This is a genomic window from Cupriavidus laharis (genome assembly GCF_914271435.1).
Lineage (GTDB): Bacteria > Pseudomonadota > Gammaproteobacteria > Burkholderiales > Burkholderiaceae > Cupriavidus > Cupriavidus laharis.
Genome location: NZ_CAJZAI010000002.1, coordinates 359,584 through 376,661, shown reverse-complemented (window position 1 = coordinate 376,661; position 17,078 = coordinate 359,584). Strand labels below are relative to the sequence as shown.

The following is a 17,078-nucleotide window of genomic DNA, read 5'->3' as shown; positions in this document are numbered from 1 at the left end:
CATCCCTGAAACAGGCCCCGGACATGAGAAGCGAAGACCTGACCGTCGAGGTGCGGCACGCCCTGCTGCCGGCGCTCGAGCAGTCGATCATTGCCGCGGTGCTGATCGACGAGGCGGATCGCATCCTGTTTTTCAACCACGCGGCCGAACGGCTGTGGGGGATAGCGTGCGACGAGGTACTTGGCCAGGACGTGCGCACGCTCGTGCCGCAGGCAATCCGCGCCAGCCATGGCGGGTATATCCGCAAGCATCGCGAAAGCGGCACCGACCGGGTGGTTGGCATGAGCCGCGAGATCCTGGTCGAGCGCAAGGATGGCGGCACGCTGTTGGCGGTGTTTTCGCTTTCGAAGATCGACGTTGCCGGCAGGGTTCACTACCTGGCGCTTGCCCGCGATGTGTCGGACGAAGTGGCTCGGCGCGAGGAATCCGATGTCACCGAGGAGCGGAATATCCGCGATCTGCAGCGTGCCGTGCTGGAAGCCGTCGCCAGCGATATCCCGCTGCAGGACGTGGGCGATTTCCTGTGCCGCCGGGTCGAGGCCATTGCCCCAGGGGTGACGTCTTCCATCCTGCTGGTGGATGCCGCGCACCGGCTGCGCACCTGGGCCGGGCCGAGGCTGCCGCCGGAGTACAGCGCGGCGCTCGACGGCGTGGAAATCGGCGAAGGCGTCGGAAGCTGCGGGACCGCGGCGTTTCGCGGCGAAGCCGTGCTGGTGGCGGATATCGAGACCCATCCGCTATGGGCCCCCTACAAGCAACTTGCGCTGCCGCACGGGCTGCGTGCATGCTCGTCTTATCCGATCAAGCGGCGTGACGGCAGCGTGGCAGGCACCTTCGCGTTCTACTTCGGCGAGCCGCGCGGACCGGATGCGTTCCATGAGCGCATCGTCGATGCGTGCGTGCACCTGTGTATGCTGGCGATCGACCGTGAGGAAAGCCGGCAGCAGATCAACAAGCTCGCACAGTTCGATGGCTTGACCGGGTTGCCCAACCGCAGCCAGCTGCACCGGCATGTCGACTGCCTGCTGGCCGCCGCGCCGGTGGGGGAGATTGCCTTCTTCTGTATCGGACCGGACCGCTTCAAGGACGTCAACGATACCTTCGGTCACGCCGCGGGCGACCAGATGCTGGTCGAGGTGGCCAACCGCCTGCGCGCTCCACTGAGGCCCGACGAATTCCTCAGCCGCATTGAAGGGGACCTGTTTGTCGTCGTGGCGCCGGGCTGCGGCGTGGAGCGTGCCTCGCTGCTGGCACGCCAGCTCCAGCTTGCCGTCGGCGAGACCATCAGCGTGGCTGGCGTACCGCTGGGCATGTCCGTCAGCATCGGCATCAGCCATTGCCCGGAGGGCGGCAGCGACCGCGACGCGCTGCTCCAGAATGCGCGCAGCGCGATGTACCGCGCCAACGAAGCCGGTGGCGGCAACTGGCTGTTCTACAGTCCGGAAATGAACCAGATTGCGCGGGACCGGCTGCTGCTGGGCGCGGCGCTCAAGCACGCGATCGCCTCCGACCTGCTGCAACTGCACTACCAGCCGCAGGTGCGTCTGGACCGGGGCGGGATCAGCGGGGTGGAAGCACTGTTGCGGTGGACCGACCCGGAGCTGGGCGATGTCAGCCCGGAACGGTTCATCAGCCTGGCCGAGGAGATCGGCGAGATCGATGCCATCAGCCAGTGGACGCTGCGCGAGGCCTGCCGCCAGATGGCCCAATGGCGGGCCGCCGGCGTGCCGGTGCCGGTCATGTCGGTCAACCTCTCGCCCGCCAACCTCCGCTGCAGCGGCCTGCCGGAATTCATGGCTGGCCTGCTGCGCGAGTTCGGGCTGCCCGGTTCGTGCCTGACGATCGAGATCACCGAAAGCCTGATGCTCGACCTGACGCCGCAGACGCAGGACATCCTGGGCCGGATCCGTGCACTGGGGGCAGGGCTGTCGATCGATGATTTCGGCATGGGCTACTCCAGCCTTTCCAGCCTGGCGAGCCTGCCGGTGACCGAGATCAAGATCGACCGCAGCTTCGTCGCGGACTGTCTGGACGAAGACCCCGAGCGCCAGCGCCGCGCACGCGCGCTGGTCGGCGCGATGATCGGGATCGGCCACAGCCTCGGGCTGGCCATTGTCGCCGAAGGCGTGGAAGACCCGCGGCAGTGCGAACTGCTGGTGCACCTGCGCTGCCCGGTGGCGCAGGGCTACCTGTTTGCCCGGCCGGCACCGCCAGCGGCATTGCAGCGGTGGCTGGATGCCTGGCCCGCCGGTGCCGGTGTGTCAGGCTGAGGCCTGCAGCCCCAGGTACTGCCGCAGGGTTTCGGCCAGCGCGTCCTTCCGCTCGATCCACCAGCCGATCGCCCGGCCCGGATCCTTGCTGCGCCAGGCGATATGCAGCGTCTGTGGCGGGCGTTCCTCGCCCAGCCGCCGTGATACCAGCAACCCCTTGTCAAGGTACGGCTGTGCCGCGCAGGTCGGCAGGTAGCCGCATGCCAGGCCGGAAAGCAGGACCGACAGCTTGGCATCGAGTGTCGGCACGCTGATGTGCTTCTGCCCGTCCACGAGCGGCTGGATTGTGTCGGCCGCGCCTTCCTGCGGCAGGCTGACTTCCACGAACTGGTGTTGCCACAGCAAGGCACAGTCGATCGGCTCGTCGACTGCCGCAAGCGGATGCCCGGGCGCGACCACGAAGACGGATTTCATGCTGCCGGCGGGCACGGAGAACAGGCCCTGGACCGCGGGTGGATCGCCCACGGCGCCAATCAGCAGGTCGACGCTGTTCGATGCCAGCGCTTTCCAGTTATTGCCCAGCATTTCCTGCGAAAACAACAGGCGGGTATAGCTGTTTTCCGCCTGGAATGCCGAAATGAACGGCAGGACCGCATCGAACGGAACCAGTGCATCCGTGGCGATCTTGAGCTCCGCCTCCCAGCCGGCTTCCGCGCGCCTGACGCGCTCTTCCAGGTCGTTCGCGGCGCGCAGCAGCCGGCGGCCTTCATCGAGCAGGACCTCGCCGGCCGTGGTCAGCCGAACGCGGTGCGCGCTGCGGTCGAATACCGTGACGCCCAGGTCGCTTTCCAGTTTCTGCACGACATAGCTCAGCGAAGAAGGCGCCTTATGCAGCTCCTTGCCGGCAAGTCCGAACGTGCCGCAGCGCGCAATGGACTCGACAACCTGAAGCGCATCGAGTGTGATTTTCATCTTTGAATTTCTTGATCAGTCTGTTCGAAAAAATCATCAATATGAGTAGATGATTTTTATATTAACGCGTGAACTAATCGGGACCGTATTTTTGCTTTTCGCAAAGCACCGGGTCGAAGGTCGAAGTGCCAGTGTCAGTCCGGTCTGTTCCTCCAGTCACTTCCCAATGGCCGCGCCACGTCTTCGAGTGGCCGCCGCTCCGCATCCACGCCGTAGCGCAAGGCCAGCAGCCCGGCAATGATGACCAGCGCGGCCCCGAGTCCGTAGCCGGCCGCTACGGCTTCGCGGTTGCCAAGCTCGATCAGCGCGCCAAGCAATACCGGTGCGATGAAGCCACCCGTGCCCGTTCCCACCGCATAGAAGACCGAGATGGCCAGCGCACGCATTTCCAGGGGAAAGACTTCGCTGGCGGTCAGGTAGGCGGAGCTGGCCGCGGCGGAGGCCAGGAAGAACACGGCGGACCAGCACAATGCCTGGCCGGTGGCATCGAGCCAGCCTTGCGTGAAGGCCCATCCGGTTGCTGCCAGGCCGAGGCCTGAAAGCACATAGGTGATGGCGATCATCCGGCGCCGGCCAATCTCGTCGAAGAGCGGCCCCAGCACCAGCGGCCCGGCTGCGTTGCCGAGTGCAAACGGGAACAGGTAGAGCGCCACGCGGCTGTCCGGCACGCCGTAGAAGCGCGTGAGCACGAGCGCATACGTGAAGAAGATGGCGTTGTAGAAGAAGGCCTGCGCCAGCATCAACGCGAGGGTGATCAGGCTGCGCCGGCGATAGCGCAGCATCAGCAGCCGCAGCACTTCGCGTACGGTCGGCGGTACCGACGCATGGGGGGCTGCACCTGAGGGCGGGGTTGGCGCGAACGGTCGCGCCTGCTGCGCCGGGTGCACCTGCGCCTCGATATCGGCAACCACCCGCTCTGCCTCGGCATGCCGGCCATGCGTAGCCAGCCAGCGCGGACTTTCCGGCACGTGCCGGCGCACCAGCATGATGGCAACGGCCAGCACCGCGCCCAGCGCAAAGCACGCGCGCCAGCCCCATACCGGACCCAGCACGCGCGGGTCGAGCAGCAACAGGCTGAGCCCGGCACCGAGCGCCGCGCCCAGCCAGAAGCTGCCGTTGATGGCCAGGTTGACGCGGCCGCGCACGCGTGCGGGAATCAGTTCGTCGATGGCCGAGTTGATGGCCGCGTATTCGCCGCCAATGCCAAGGCCCGTGCAGAAGCGGCACACGGCGAACATGGCGAAACCCGATGAGAACGCCGTGGCCAGCGTTGCCACCATGTACACGAGCAGCGTCGCCAGGAACAGCCGCTTGCGGCCGAGGCGGTCGGCCATGCGGCCAAACACCAGCGCGCCGAGCACGGCGCCGCCGACGTACAGCGATCCCGTCCAGCCGACCTCGGTGGCGCTCAGTGCCAGGGTGTCACGCCGTTCAAGCACGGCACCCACCGAGCCGACCAGTGTGACCTCCAGGCCATCGAGCACCCAAGCGATGCCCAGCGCCAGCACCACGCGCCAGTGCCAGCGCGACCACGGCAGGCCGTCAAGCCGTACCGGGATGTCGGCCTGCGAGCGGCGCGGGGAAGAGTCGGGATTTCCTCTCGTCGAAATGTGGGGATCCGAAGCCAGGCCAGTACGCACCCGTGCGTGGGCCGATGCGGGTCAGTATAGGCGTTCGGTGATGTGATCCGGCGGCGCCGGATCACAAGGTCAGCGCCCGGGCGGGCGCTGGTTCATGGATGGGCGGGGTTGATCAACGCAAGCTGGCACGTGCCAGCTTGCTTGCCAGTAACCGGTGGTTGTCGTCCCCGCGCAGGCGGGGACCCAGTGGCTTTTTGTCCCCTTCAGGGACTTCAAAGACGCTGGATTTCCGCCTGCGCGGGAATGACGGTGGAACTTGATACTTCGGTGGTGCTAACAGAATCAACGGGTTAGCAACGGCTCCTGGGTAGTGGCTCAGCGGCCACAGCCCATGGCACGCAGCATCGAGTGGCCGTCGCTGGTCAGGCGCGGGCTTTGCCGCTGGCCGTGCAGGATCTCGAGCCGGACGAGTTCCTTGTCGACGAGTGCGTGGAGGTCGACAGGGTCGATCTGCCGGGAGTCAGTGGTATCGAGGGATTCAGGGCCGCCGCTGATGAGCAGCAGCGTGGCGAGTTCATGCGGGCTCAGCACGTTCGTCTCCTTGGATGCAGGGGGTCGCTTTGCTGGGACTGGCGCGGCAGCGTGCCGCGCGTTCGAAGCCACGGGATTACGCAAGACATATGCCTGCGTTATGCACCCATCCGGCGCGATGCTGCGGCGCGGCAGTGCGTTTCCGAGGACTAAGGCGTTTGACGCCGGGACAGCGGCCCGGTTCCGTGCGCAATGAACGTTCTGCGCTTGCCGTCCTTCTTGCCGCCATTAAGCCGGGTGCACTACAACCAATAGGGCGGTCGCCGTCGCCTTGCCGCCGTTGCGGATTGCGTGTGGCACGTCCGCCGCATAGCGTGCCGTTTCACCATGCCGCAACTTCCTTTCCTCCGCACCGGCCTGCACACACATGGCGCCGCTCAGCACCGAAAGATGCTCCTGCGTGCCGATTTCGTGCGCCTCCGACGCCAGCACGCCGCCTGCCTGGATCGTCAGTTCATACCATTCGAAGCGTCCGGCCAGTTCGATCGGGCCGAGGATCTTCAGTTCACAGTGCCCGTCGGGGCTCTTGAGCGAGGGGATGGCGTGCGGCTGCACCAGCGCGATGCCGCCGCCGGGGCGGCTTCCCGCATTGGCGGACAGGAGGTCCGCCAGGTTGACGCCCAGCGCGTTCGCCAGGCGCCACAGCACCGCGACGGTCGGGTTGGTCAGGTTGCGTTCGATCTGCGACAGCATCGACTTGGACACGCCGGCGCGTCGCGACAGGTCGTCGAGCGAAAGCTGTTGTTGCTGGCGCAGCGCCTGCAGTGCGGCGCCGACCGCGGGCGGCCCATCGGCCTGCGGCTTCTGGATGGGGGGTTGCGTCATGGCGTGCGGTTCGTTATATTGCACAAAACGTTCTTTATAACGAACGTGTTCGATTTATCGATCAGATCCTAGCATCGGGAGCCAAACCATGTCGAGTGCCGAGGCATTCTATGCATCCGTGCGTGCAGAGCTTGACGCCATCCGCCAGGCGGGGCTGTACAAGGAAGAGCGCGTCATCGCCACGCCGCAGGGCGCCCGTGTGCGCACCGCCGATGGCCGCGAGGTCATCAACCTGTGCGCCAACAACTACCTTGGCCTGTCCTCCCATCCGCGCGTCATCGAAGCCGCGCACGAAGCGCTGCGCACGCACGGCTTCGGCCTGAGTTCGGTGCGCTTCATCTGCGGCACGCAGGACTTGCACAAGACGCTGGAAGCCAGGCTTGCCGGCTTCCTCGGCACCGAGGACACCATCCTCTACGGCTCCGCGTTCGATGCCAACGGCGGACTGTTCGAAACCCTGCTGGGCGCGGAAGACGCGATCATCAGCGACGAACTCAACCACGCCTCCATCATCGACGGCATCCGCCTGAGCAAGGCACGCCGCTACCGCTACAGGCACAACGACATGGACGACCTGCGCGCGCAGCTGGCGCAGGCCGACGCGGACGGCGCGCGCTACAAGCTGGTTTTCACCGACGGCGTGTTTTCCATGGATGGCACCATCGCCCGGCTGGACGAGATGCGCACCCTCTGCGACGCGCATGGCGCGCTGCTCGGCATCGACGAATGCCATGCCACGGGTTTCCTGGGCCCGCGCGGACGCGGCACGCATGAGCTGCGCGGCCTGTTCGGCAAGATCGACATCATCACCGGCACGCTGGGCAAGGCGCTGGGCGGCGCTTCGGGCGGCTTTACCAGCGCGCGCAAGGAGGTGGTCGCGCTGCTGCGCCAGCGCTCGCGGCCGTACCTGTTCTCAAATACGGTCGCGCCGGCCATCGTGGGCGCGTCGATCACCGTGCTCGACATCCTGGAAGGCAGCACGGAACTGCGCGACCGGCTGGAGCGCAACACCGCATTCTTCCGCAAGGGCCTGACGACGCTCGGCTTCGACGTGAAGCCGGGCGAGCACCCGATTATCCCGATCATGGTCTATGACGCGGAAAAGGCCCAGAAGCTCGCGCAGCGGCTGCTGGAACTCGGGGTGTACGTGGTCGGCTTCTTCTATCCCGTGGTGCCGAAAGGCCAGGCGCGCATCCGCGTGCAGATGAGCGCGTTGCATGACCAAGCGGCGCTGCAGGCGGCGCTCGACGCATTCGGCCAGGCCGGCCGTGAACTGGGGCTGGTCCGATGAGCGACGCGGCACCGAGAATCCTGATCGTCGGCGCCAACGGGCAGATCGGCTCCGAGCTTGCCCTGGCGCTGGCAGAGCGCTATGGGAGGACCAACGTCATCACCTCCGACGTGGTGCCGACCGGGCGCCACGTGCACCTGACCCACGAAATGCTCAACGCCACCGATCGCGGCGAACTGGCGACGATCGTCGAGCGACATGGCATCACGCAGATCTACCTGCTGGCGGCGGCCCTGTCGGCCACGGGCGAGAAGGCACCGCAGTGGGCGTGGAACCTGAACATGACCAGCCTGCTGAACGTGCTGGAGCATGCGCGGCAGTTCGGCATCGAGCGGGTGTTCTGGCCGAGTTCCATCGCCGCCTTCGGCCCCACCACCCCGCGCGAGCACACGCCGCAGAAGACCGTGATGGAACCGACGACGGTCTATGGCATTTCCAAGCAGGCGGGCGAAGGCTGGTGCCGCTGGTATCACGACAACCACGGCGTGGACGTGCGCAGCATCCGCTATCCGGGGCTGATCTCGCACAAGACGCCGCCGGGCGGCGGCACCACAGACTATGCCGTGGACATCTTCCACTCGGCCGTGAAGGGCGAGCCCTATACCTGCTTCCTGCGCGAGGATGAGCGGCTGCCGATGATGTACATGCCCGACGCCATCCGCGCGACCATCGAGCTGATGGAGGCGCCGGCGGACAGCCTGACCGAGCGCGGTAGCTACAACATTGCGGGTATGAGCTTCACGCCGGCGGAAATCGCGGCTGCCATCCGGGGAGAGGTGCCGGGGTTTGAGGTGCGCTACGACCCCGACTACCGCCAGGCGATCGCCCAGGGCTGGCCGGACTCGATCGACGACTCGGTGGCGCGGCGCGACTGGGGCTGGGCGCCTCGGTACGGGCTGAACGAGATGGTGCGGGATATGCTGGAGAACCTGCGTCAGGCGTGATGCGTCAGCGCGGTCGGGCGAGGCCGTGTGTTTTCGGCGACGGCAGGCATGCCAGTATCCCGTTTCGGTATACTGTGCGGTAAGGACCGCTAACCCAGAACAGATGACACAGCCAGAAAAGAAAAGCATGGCCGGCGAGATCAAGGCCACGATCCAGCGAGAAATCGAGAATGGCGACATGCCGCCCGGTACGCCGCTGGACGAACGCATGCTGGCGGAGCGCTTCGGCGTTTCCCGCACGCCGGTGCGGGAGGCGCTGCAGCAGCTGTCCGTGCAGAACATGGTCCGCATCGTGCCGCGCGTCGGCGTGTTCGTGTCGCGCCTGTCGATCACGCAACTGCGCGAGACCCTGGAGCTGCTTGGCGAGCTGGAGGCCGTGGCGGCGAAGCTGGCCGCGCGCCGCATGGACGACGACCAGCGCGTTCGCCTGAAGGCCGCCCGCGCCGAATGCGAGCAGGCGCACGCCGAAGACGACGGCAAGCGCTTCGCCAAAGCCAACGCGGAGTTCCATGACACGGTCTATGCGGGTAGCCACAACGAATACCTGGTGGACCAGATCCAGGGCATGCGCCGGCTGATGCAGCGCTACCGCCCGCGCATCTTCCAGACGCCGGCGCGCCGGCAGCGCGTGCTGGAAGACCACCAGCGGCTGGCGGAAGCCATCCTCGGCGGCGATGAAGCCGCGGCACATGCGGCCATGCTCGAACACGCGCCGGTGGGTACTACCGGGTTCTCGGAATTCCTTTCCACTTTGCCGGCCAGCTACCTCGAGGGCGAGGGCGGCGGCGAGGCCGCGGCAGCCAGGAGCACCGCACCCCGCGGCGGCGCCCGGCGCGGCCGCAAGCCTGCCGCCTCGCGGGCGGCCTGATTCCGCAACTCAGAACTTGTGCCGCACGCCCATCGCCACGCCGAACTGGTTCTTCTCGTTCGGCGCGATCTGGTAGGCCGCCGTGGGGCCGTTCAGGCTTTCAAAGTTCAGCGACGCATTCTTGGTGTACGCCGTGCTGAGGTAGACGTCGGTGCGCTTGGACAGTGAGTAATCCGCGATGAACGTGACCTGCCACGGGTTGCTCGGATTGGTCTTGCCGGTTGCGATGTACTGCGACTTGACATTGTCGTAGTAGAACGCCCCCGTGAGCTGCAAGGCACCGGTTGCCTGGTAGTTCAGCGCAAGCCACCACAGGTCGTCGCGCGCAGACGTGTTGGTCACCCGCGTACCGTTGTTGTTGTACCGGTACGCGGCCTGCGCGAGCAGCGACGGCGTAATCTGGTAGCGCAGGCCCAGTGCTGCCTTCTGCGTGCGGGTGTAATCGGCGGTCTTGGCGCTGTTGATGCTGTCATAGGCACCGGCGACGCCGAACGGGCCGACGCGGTAGTCGAAGCCGCCGCCGAAGGCCGACGAACCCGCGACCGTACCGGGCTGCTCGCCAAAACTCCAGTGCGCTTCGGCCGTCAGCGGGCCCAGGTCGACGTGGTATTTCACCATGTTGTCTTCGCGCAGGTTCGCGCCGGCAATGCCGACAACCGGTTCATACGTGGTGGCATACGCCGTGGGCGAGTAGTTGGCCATCATCAGGAACAGCGACGTGTATTGCCGGCCCAGCGTCACCTGGTGCGCCCCGGCACGCATGCCGACCCATGCCTGGCGGCCGAACAGGCGTCCGCCTTGCGTCGAAACACCGTTATCCAGGCTGAAGCCGCTTTCCAGCGCGAAGATCGCCTTCTTTCCGCCCCCCAGGTCTTCCGTGCCGCGCAGGCCCCAGCGGCTGGGAGACAGGCCGCCCGAGTTCAGCGCGACCTTGGAATGCCCGTCCGGGCCCGTGCCCAGGTTGTTGTTGGTGTATTCGATGTTGGCATCGGCAACGCCATACAGCGTGACGCCCGACGTCTGCGCGGCCGCAGTTGCACTGGCGATGACGCAGGCAAGGCCGACCAGGTTTCTTTTCATGATTTTCTCCTCCATGTTTTTAGCGGTCATTCCCGTGGTTCGGGAAGTGGCACAACTATCGCTTACTGGTATATGAATGAAAAATAGTGGTATACGTTATGGCGTATTGGAAATGCAACGAACGCACGTCAGGATGGGCAGGAATCGGTGACGGCGGCCTCAGGCGTTCCCGCGCTGGTAGTCGGCGAAGGTCTTGCCCTCGCGCGCCAGACGGGCCAGCAGCGGGGCCGGTTCCCACCAGTAGCCGTGCTCCGCGTGGAAGCGCTCGATGTCGGCGTACACCTCGCGCAGCCCGATGCGGTCGGCGTAGTACATCGGGCCGCCATGGCGCGCGGGGAAGCCGTAGCCGGTCAGGTAGACGGTGTCGATGTCGCTGGGCCGCAGCGCCACGCCGGCTTCGAGCAGCTTCGCGCCTTCGTTGACCATGCTGTAGACGCAGCGCTTGATGATTTCCTCGGCGCTAATGGGGCGCCGTGCGATGCCGAGCCGCGCGGACTCCTGTTCGATGAAGGCCTCGACCTCGGGGTCGCGCAGCGGCTGGCGGCTGCCGGGTTCATAGCGGTACCAGCCTTTGCCGCTTTTCTGGCCCAGGCGGCCAAGCTCGGTCAGCTTCAGGATCAGGTCGTTCCAGCGCCGGTCCTGCGGCCGTGTGGCCATCTGCGCCTTGCGCGTCTGGTAGCCCACGTCGTTGCCGGCCATGTCGTGCACGGCGAAGATGCCCATGGCATAGCCGAAGCCGGTGAGCGCCTGGTCCACCTCGTGCGGCAGCGCGCCTTCCTCGACCAGGAAATGCGCTTCGCGCGTGTAGTTGCGGAACAGCGCATTGCCGATGAAGCCCGGGTAGACGCGCGCCAGCACGGCGGTCTTGCCCATGCGCCGTCCCAGGTCCATCAGCGTGGCGATCACGTCCGGCGCGGTCTCGCGCGCGCGCACCACTTCCAGCAGGCGCATCACGTGCGCCGGGCTGAAGAAGTGGGCGCCGACCACGTCCTGCGGGCGGCGCGTGACTGCCGCGATGGCATCGACGTCCAGCCCGGAGGTGTTGGTGGCCAGGATGGCGCAGGGCTTGCACAGCGCATCGAGTTCGCGGAACACCTGCTGCTTGAGCGACATGTCCTCGAAGACGGCTTCGATCACCATGTCGGCGGACGCGGCATCGGCCAGGTCAACGGAGCCTTTGATGAGCGACAGCCTGGCTTCCATGGCCGACGGTTCCAGCTTGCCGCGCGAGACGCTGCCGGCGTAGTTGTCGCGCACGCGGCGCAGGCCCGTATCCAGCCCTTGCTGGCTGCTGTCGATCAGCGTGACCGGAACGCCGATATTGGCCAGTGCCATCGCGATGCCGCCGCCCATGGTGCCGGCGCCCACCACGGCCACCTGGTTCACGGGCCGCAGCGGCAGGTCCTGCGGGAAGTCGGGGATGCGGGCCGCTTCGGCCTGGGCGAAGCGGACGTAGTCCGCCGTGGCCTGTGCTTGGGCGTCGGCGATGGATTGATTCGTGGTCGTCATGGCGTTCCTGGGTTCATTCGGATTTCGTGCCGGGGGCGGCAAGGGGTTTGGCACGGCCTTCGACGAAATCGCGCAGGCGTTCGGCCGCTTCCGGCGGGCGCGGGATGTTCGAGGTCAGGTACTCGACGAACAGGCCGTCGTCGTGCGACAGGTCGTTGATGCGCGGCAGCACGTTGGTGATGCGCCAGTTCGTGTCGGCGGTATTGCGCGCGACCAGCGCAGCGAGTTCGCGCGCCTTGGCCAGGGCCTGGCCCTGCGGCACCACGTAGCGCACGATGTGTTCGCGCTCGCCTTCCTGCGCGTTGAGCAGGCGCCCGGTCAGCATCATGTCGGCCATCACGGTGTAGCCGACCACGCGCTGGATGCGCACGGTGCCGCCGCCGCCGACAAAGATGCCGCGCTGACCTTCCGGCAGGCCGAAGATGGCCGATTCATCCGCCACGCGGATGTGCGCGGCCGTGGCCAGCTCCAGCCCGCCGCCGACCACCGCGCCGTGCAGCGCCGCGACGAACGGGATCGGCCCGCGCGCAATGCCGTCGAACACGGTGTGCCAGGAATGGCGCGTGCGCTTGCGCGGCCGGGGCTGCTCGCCCGAGGCGCGCGCCAGCGCTTCCTTCAGGTCCAGCCCCGCGCAGAAGTTGCTGCCGTGGCCGAACAGCACGCCGACATCGGCTTCCTCGCCGGCGCGCACCACGGCGTCGTGCAGGGCCCAGACCACCTCTTCGTTGATGGCATTGCGTTTCTCGGGGCGGTTCAGGCCGATCAGGGCGACGTTGCCGTCGAGTTCATAGGTCACCAGTGCGGTGCTCATCTCATGCTCCTTTCAGATTGCGTGGTTCCACGGTGCGGCGCCTACAGGTCGAGCACCAGCTTGCGGGTCTTCGCCCCCGAGCAGCACACCATCATCCGGTTGTTGGCGGCACGCTCGGCCGCGTTCAGGACAAGGTCGCGGTGGTCCGGCTCGCCGTCCAGCACGCGCACCTCGCAGGTTCCGCACACGCCTTCCTGGCAGGAGTACATGGGCTCCACGCCTTCGGCGATCAGGCATTCCAGAATGGTCCTGCCGGGCTGGATCTCGATGCTGCGGCCGCTGCGTGCCAGCTCCACGGTGAAGCCGCCCGCAGTGGCCGCGGCTTCGCGCGCGGCGAAGTACTCGCGATGCACGCGCTCGGGCGCCAGCGACGCCGTGGCCTGCTCGAAGGCCTCCAGCATCGGCACCGGTCCGCAGCAATAGATATGGGCGTCTTCCGGCAGGCTGGCCGCAATGGCTTCGATGTCCAGGCGATCGGCGCCGGCCTCGCGGTCGAACGTCAGGCATACTTCGCCGCCCGGCTCCATGCCCATGGCTTCGAGCGTTTCGACGAAGGCAGCCTGCTTGCGCGTGCGCGCGGCGTAGTGCAGCCGCCACGGACGGCCTTGCTCGCGCAGGCGATGGATCATGCCGAGGATCGGCGTGATGCCGATGCCGCCGGCCACCAGCACCGCGAGCGACGCGGAATCGTCGAGCGGGAAGTTGTTGCGCGGCGGGCTGATGGTCAGCACGTCGCCGGGGCGCAGGGTCTCGTGCATATAGCGCGAACCGCCGCGGCTCTGCGCGTCGCGGTTGACGCCGATCACGTAGCGGTGCGGCTCCTGCTGCGCGTTCAGCAGCGAGTAGCTGCGGATCAGGCCGTTGGGCAGGTGCAGGTCGATATGCGCGCCGGCGGTGAAGACGGGCAGCGTGCGCAGCGGCGGCTCCGGCCGCAGGTCGAAGGCCAGGATGCCTTCGGCTTCCCAGCTGATGGACTTGACCCTGACTTGCAGGGTATCGGTATTGCTCATGGATGTCTCCGGTCGAAGCAGGGGCGCAGGGGGAACGCCGGTACGGCCCGTCGGCGCACCTCAGGGCTGCATGGCGTGCATGGCCGCGATGTGTCTTGCCGCTTCTACAGTTCCGCGCGAAAGCCCGAGGCGCGGATGATGGGTCCCCACGTTTCCAGTTCGGCGCGCTGGCGGCGTGCCATCTGCTCGCCGTCGAGATAGTCGGGCACTACCGCGAGCTGGCTCATCAGGGCCTGGCGTGCCTGCGGTGCTGCCAGGATGGTCTTCAGCGCCGCCTGCACGCGGGCGATCTCGGCCTGCGGCGTGCGCACCGGCGCCCACATGGCCGTCCAGGCGTCGCCCAGGCGCACGGGGATGCCCTGTTCGGCCATGGTCGGGATGTCCGGCGCGAGCGGCGAGCGCTTGTCGCTGAAGATGCCCAGCAGGCGCATCTTGCCGGCGCGGTGGTGGCGCAGCAGGTCCTGCAGCAGCGTGACCGCCGACGGGATATGGCCGCCCAGCAGGTCGGTGATCATCGGCGGCGTGCCCTTGTACGGCGTGACGGACAGGGAAATGCCGGCCGCCTTGGCGAACTGCAGGCCCAGGAAGTGGTTCTGGCCGCCGAGCCCCGGCGTGCCGAAGCTGGCCTGCTGCGGATTGGTGCGCGCCCACCGCACGAACGCCTCCGCGCTGGACGCGCCGGTTGCCATCCCCGCAGCCATGCCGGTCGGGTAAGACACCAGTCCGGCCACCGGCGCGAAATCGCGCCACAAGTCCCACTTGAGCTGCTTGCCGAACACCAGGGTCTGGAACGTGGGCGTGGCGTTGGGCGCGATCATGTAGGTGAGGCCGTCCGGCTCCGCGGACTTGAGCACATCGGCGGCCAGACGGCCACCGGCGCCCACATGGTTTTCCACGATCACCGGCTGGCCCAGCAGCGCGGGAAGGGAATCGGAAAAATACCGCGCGATGGCGTCGGTGCCGCCGCCGGGCGGCAGGCCCACCAGGATGCGGATGGCGGGTTTGCCGCGCAACTGCGCGAACGAGGCCGCGGGCGCGGCGAGGCCGGCGCACGCCGCCAGCAGCAGCCGGCGGCGCGAGCGGAATTGGGGGCTGTTCATCTTTGTCTCCGTCTTCTTGTCAGTCTTGTGCTGGCTGGCTCAGGGCGCCGCGGTCAGCGAGCGCCAGTCCTCTCCGGCCGGCAGCACGCCGCCCACGGAAACGATCCGGCTGTAGTCGAGGTCCGGGTTATCGGCGAGCGTCGGGGTCTTGCCGCCCATGAACTCGCGTACCGATTTCAACAAGGCCTGGCGTACGCGCAGCACGGCGCCGTCGGCCGAGCACAGCTGCTCGGTCGTGCGGTCGGCAATCGGGCCCTGTCCGATGAACATGGCGAAGTCCTCGGTGCCGAGGTGCTGCGGAAACCCGGTGGCGTGGCCGCGGCGCATCAGGTCGCGGTTCTGGCCCCAGTTGTCGGCGGGCGTGCCCGGCGGCAGCGGCGGATAGTTCCACACGTCGGGCGTGGCCGACATGATGGTCATGCCGAGCGGGCGGTGCGGGTTGAAATGGACGAACCAGGCGCGGTGCGTGACATCGTCCACCGGCGTGGAGAAGAACACCGTGCTCGGGCCCTTTTCGTCGGGCGCGCAGATGATGCCGTACCACGGCATGACGAAGTTGTTCACGCGCGCATAGAACTGGTCGTCGGGCAGCGGCCGCAGCGCGGCGTAGCGGTAGCCGTAGGGCCGGTCCTCGAACTCCAGGCGCGGCGCGAGTGCCTTGGTCATGTGCATGCGCTGGTTGCCCGAACCCGCGGTGATCTGCGTGGTGGACTCGTGCAGCACGCCGACGTGGGAGGAATCCATTGACGCTTCCACACCCTGTACCCAGTTGGTCGGCACTTCCTGGCTGGTGACCGAACGCTGGTCTTCGGGCAGCGAGGTGAAGGGCAGGTCCGGGAACTTCGGCGGCTGTTCGCCCTTGCCGAGCCACACCCACACGATGCCGCCGCGCTCCTGCACGCCATAGCGGTTCACGCGCACGTGCTTGCAGAACTGGGCCTGGTCGCCGACATGGTTCGGCGCCTCGATGACCTCGCCGCTGGTGTCGAGCTTCCAGCCGTGGAAGATGCAGCGCAGGCCGTTGTCCTCGTTGCGGGCCATCAGCAGCGAGGTCTTGCGGTGCGGGCACAGCTCGTCGAGCACGCCCACCGCGCCGTCGGTGCGGCGGAACGCCACGTAGTTGCTGCCGAGCAGGCGCACGCGCACGGGCGCGCCGTCCGCCACCAGCCTGGCCGACGGCACGGCCGGCAGCCAGTAGTGCTGGCGGATCATCTCCCCCATCGGCGCACCGTTCTCGACGCGCGTGAGCAGGTCGTTGTCTTCGCGGGTCAGCGGCATCTCAGCACTCCTCGTCGGTGCGGAAGGCGCGCGAGTACAGGCGCCTGCAGTTGCATTCGAAAATGTTCTTGCGCTGCTCGTCCGTCAGCCACGAAATGCCTTCGATCACCGGCTTCATGTCGTCGTAGTCGCGGTCGGTCAGCGGGTCGCGCGCGCTGCCAGTGCCGGGCTTCTCGGTGCCGAACAGCACGTTGTCGGTGCCGGCCACCTTCAGCAGCAGGTCGATGGCTTCGGTGGAGTAGTTGCAGGTGTCGAAGTACAGCTTGCGCAGCTGCTCGTCGAACGTGACGGTCTCGCCCTTGCGCACCGACCAAGAACGGAAGCGGCCCATCTGGTAGGGAATTGCCCCGCCGCCATGCGCTACCACGATCTTCAGGTTCGGGAAGTCCTGGAACACCTTCGAGTTCAGCAGCGAGATGACGGCGATGCTTTCCTCGTTGATGAACTTGAGCGTGTACGACTCGCGTGCGCTGCAGCTGCCGGCAGAGTGGATCAGGCCCGGCACGTCCAGGCGCGTCATGGCCTCGTACAGCGGATACCAGAACGGATCGCCGAGGCCCGGCGGCGTCGGGCCTTCGCTTTCGGTCGGGTCCGGGTTGATCAGGCAGCCGACAAAGCCGAGCTCGTTCACGCAGCGTTCCAACTCCGGCACCGCGCGTTCGGCCGGGGATTCCAGCATGTGCTGCGGCAGGCCGGCCACGCCGCGGAAGCGGTCCGGGAACATCGCGACGAAGCGCGCAATGATGTCGTTGCAGTGGCGCGACCACAGCTCGGTCACGCGGCCCGGCTTGACCGAATGCATCTGCAGGTACGGGCGTGGCGAGATGAACTGCACGTCGGTGCCGACGGCGTCCATGCTGCGCACCAGCTCTTCAGCCGCCTTGCGTACGGATGCATCCGGAATCTTCGGCGTGGTGGACGGATTGGCGCGTCCGCCGATGAGCTCCGCCATATAGCGGAAGCTCTCCGGCGGCATGACGACGTGGGCGTGGGAATCGATGATCATGGT

The 17,078-nt window shown here is 66.9% G+C and carries 15 protein-coding genes; 4 read left to right on the top strand and 11 right to left on the bottom strand.

Going from position 1 to position 17,078, the window contains the following annotated elements; all coding sequences use genetic code 11:
* The first annotated feature begins 23 nt into the window (after nucleotides 1–23).
* The gene (locus LDO29_RS05565) at nucleotides 24–2,270 is read left to right on the top strand and encodes an EAL domain-containing protein (protein ID WP_224078789.1); all 2,247 of its coding nucleotides are present in this window, start codon (nucleotides 24–26) and stop codon (nucleotides 2,268–2,270) included.
* On the opposite strand, the gene LDO29_RS05560 is transcribed toward LDO29_RS05565, so the two are convergent.
* The 4 genes from LDO29_RS05560 to LDO29_RS05545 form a co-directional block, all read right to left on the bottom strand.
* Nucleotides 2,262–3,182 (bottom strand): LysR family transcriptional regulator, encoded by a 921-nt coding sequence (locus LDO29_RS05560; protein ID WP_224078788.1) that lies wholly within the window; start codon nucleotides 3,180–3,182, stop codon nucleotides 2,262–2,264. The genes LDO29_RS05565 and LDO29_RS05560 overlap by 9 nt on opposite strands.
* 134 nt (nucleotides 3,183–3,316) lie before the next feature.
* Entirely contained in the window at nucleotides 3,317–4,792 is a 1,476-nt protein-coding gene (locus LDO29_RS05555; RefSeq protein ID WP_224079114.1) for an MFS transporter, read from the bottom strand.
* A 345-nt stretch (nucleotides 4,793–5,137) separates the two neighbouring features.
* Complete coding sequence (locus LDO29_RS05550) at nucleotides 5,138–5,353, bottom strand: hypothetical protein (protein WP_224078787.1); 216 nt, start codon at nucleotides 5,351–5,353, stop codon at nucleotides 5,138–5,140.
* A gap of 228 nt (nucleotides 5,354–5,581) precedes the next feature.
* Nucleotides 5,582–6,178 (bottom strand): helix-turn-helix domain-containing protein, encoded by a 597-nt coding sequence (locus LDO29_RS05545; RefSeq protein ID WP_224078786.1) that lies wholly within the window; start codon nucleotides 6,176–6,178, stop codon nucleotides 5,582–5,584.
* Nucleotides 6,179–6,266: 88 nt separating this feature from the next.
* On the opposite strand from LDO29_RS05545, the gene kbl reads away from it, so the two are divergent.
* The 3 genes from kbl to LDO29_RS05530 all read left to right on the top strand — a co-directional run bounded on the left by kbl (nucleotide 6,267) and on the right by LDO29_RS05530 (nucleotide 9,281).
* Entirely contained in the window at nucleotides 6,267–7,469 is a 1,203-nt protein-coding gene (gene kbl / locus LDO29_RS05540; RefSeq protein WP_224078785.1) for a glycine C-acetyltransferase, read from the top strand.
* Nucleotides 7,466–8,413 (top strand): L-threonine 3-dehydrogenase, encoded by a 948-nt coding sequence (locus LDO29_RS05535; protein WP_224078784.1) that lies wholly within the window; start codon nucleotides 7,466–7,468, stop codon nucleotides 8,411–8,413. The genes kbl and LDO29_RS05535 overlap by 4 nt, the downstream gene beginning before the upstream one ends.
* Before the next feature lie 103 nt (nucleotides 8,414–8,516).
* Complete coding sequence (locus tag LDO29_RS05530) at nucleotides 8,517–9,281, top strand: GntR family transcriptional regulator (RefSeq protein ID WP_224078783.1); 765 nt, start codon at nucleotides 8,517–8,519, stop codon at nucleotides 9,279–9,281.
* Between the two features lie 9 nt (nucleotides 9,282–9,290).
* On the opposite strand, the gene LDO29_RS05525 is transcribed toward LDO29_RS05530, so the two are convergent.
* From LDO29_RS05525 to LDO29_RS05495, 7 genes are all read right to left on the bottom strand, one after another.
* Entirely contained in the window at nucleotides 9,291–10,361 is a 1,071-nt protein-coding gene (locus tag LDO29_RS05525) for a porin (protein WP_224078782.1), read from the bottom strand.
* A 159-nt stretch (nucleotides 10,362–10,520) separates the two neighbouring features.
* The gene (locus LDO29_RS05520; RefSeq protein ID WP_224078781.1) at nucleotides 10,521–11,870 is read right to left on the bottom strand and encodes a 3-hydroxyacyl-CoA dehydrogenase; all 1,350 of its coding nucleotides are present in this window, start codon (nucleotides 11,868–11,870) and stop codon (nucleotides 10,521–10,523) included.
* A gap of 13 nt (nucleotides 11,871–11,883) precedes the next feature.
* Complete coding sequence (locus LDO29_RS05515) at nucleotides 11,884–12,681, bottom strand: crotonase/enoyl-CoA hydratase family protein (RefSeq protein WP_224078780.1); 798 nt, start codon at nucleotides 12,679–12,681, stop codon at nucleotides 11,884–11,886.
* 41 nt (nucleotides 12,682–12,722) lie between these two features.
* Entirely contained in the window at nucleotides 12,723–13,691 is a 969-nt protein-coding gene (locus tag LDO29_RS05510) for a PDR/VanB family oxidoreductase (RefSeq protein WP_224078779.1), read from the bottom strand.
* A 104-nt stretch (nucleotides 13,692–13,795) separates the two neighbouring features.
* Complete coding sequence (locus tag LDO29_RS05505; RefSeq protein ID WP_224078778.1) at nucleotides 13,796–14,791, bottom strand: tripartite tricarboxylate transporter substrate-binding protein; 996 nt, start codon at nucleotides 14,789–14,791, stop codon at nucleotides 13,796–13,798.
* A 39-nt stretch (nucleotides 14,792–14,830) separates the two neighbouring features.
* Nucleotides 14,831–16,069 (bottom strand): Rieske 2Fe-2S domain-containing protein, encoded by a 1,239-nt coding sequence (locus LDO29_RS05500; RefSeq protein ID WP_224078777.1) that lies wholly within the window; start codon nucleotides 16,067–16,069, stop codon nucleotides 14,831–14,833.
* A 1-nt stretch (nucleotide 16,070) separates the two neighbouring features.
* On the bottom strand, nucleotides 16,071–17,075 hold the full coding sequence (locus LDO29_RS05495; RefSeq protein ID WP_224078776.1) for an amidohydrolase family protein: 1,005 nt from the start codon (nucleotides 17,073–17,075) through the stop codon (nucleotides 16,071–16,073).
* Between the last annotated feature and the right edge of the window lie 3 nt (nucleotides 17,076–17,078).